Source organism: Mesorhizobium sp. M8A.F.Ca.ET.202.01.1.1 (assembly GCF_004791595.1).
Taxonomy (GTDB): domain Bacteria; phylum Pseudomonadota; class Alphaproteobacteria; order Rhizobiales; family Rhizobiaceae; genus Mesorhizobium.
Genome location: NZ_SRUN01000287.1, coordinates 1 through 288, shown reverse-complemented (window position 1 = coordinate 288; position 288 = coordinate 1). Strand labels below are relative to the sequence as shown.

Genomic DNA, 288 nt, shown 5'->3' with positions numbered 1-288 from the left:
AAGCCCTGCACCGCCACCTTGCGGACGTAGGCGGTCTGCTGCGGGTGGTTGATCACGCTGGGGAAGCCGCGCGGGAATTCAATCTCGGCGCGCGCGCCGAACGCGGCGGCGGTGTGCTCGGCAAGTTCCGTGACCCGGCGTCGCAGCGCGTCGCGCACCTCGGGCAGGTAAGCGCGCACGGTCAGCTTCAGCTCGACCACGTCCGGAATCACATTGGCGGCCTGCCCACCGTGGATCGAACCGACGGTCACCACGCCCATCTGCCGCGGGTCGACATTGCGCGACACC

The 288-nt window shown here is 69.4% G+C and carries 1 protein-coding gene; it reads right to left on the bottom strand.

Annotation, left to right across the window (positions count from 1 at the left end; translation table 11 throughout):
- A partial coding sequence (locus EN845_RS34895; protein WP_135931347.1) for a peptidase dimerization domain-containing protein occupies nt 1-288 on the bottom strand: 288 nt, incomplete at both ends.